Source organism: Paenibacillus sp. EKM301P, from assembly GCF_011800295.1.
GTDB lineage: Bacteria > Bacillota > Bacilli > Paenibacillales > Paenibacillaceae > Paenibacillus > Paenibacillus polymyxa.
This window is the reverse complement of record NZ_JAALFM010000139.1, coordinates 1-259: the sequence shown is the minus strand read 5'-3', so window position 1 is coordinate 259 and position 259 is coordinate 1. Positions and strand designations below refer to the sequence as shown.

Annotated in this window: 3 tRNA genes; all 3 read right to left on the bottom strand. The window is 56.0% G+C overall.

Annotated features, from left to right (window positions below):
- Nucleotides 1–2: 2 nt before the first annotated feature.
- A tRNA-Arg gene (locus HFD99_RS25245) sits at nucleotides 3–76 on the bottom strand.
- Nucleotides 77–102: 26 nt separating this feature from the next.
- Nucleotides 103–173 (bottom strand) — tRNA-Cys (locus HFD99_RS25240).
- Nucleotides 174–183: 10 nt separating this feature from the next.
- Nucleotides 184–258 (bottom strand) — tRNA-Gly (locus HFD99_RS25235).
- Nucleotide 259: the final 1 nt, after the last annotated feature.

Genomic DNA, 259 nt, shown 5'->3' with positions numbered 1-259 from the left:
GGCGCGCCCTGAGAGATTCGAACTCCCGGCCTTTTGATTCGTAGTCAAACGCTCTATCCAGCTGAGCTAAGGGCGCATATTTAGTTCCATAATGAGCAGTCAAGGCGCCACCCAGATTTGAACTGGGGATGAAGCTTTTGCAGAGCTTTGCCTTACCACTTGGCTATGGCGCCGTATGGATAATGGAGCGGACGACGGGAATCGAACCCGCGACCCTCGCCTTGGCAAGGCGATGCTCTACCGCTGAGCCACGTCCGCA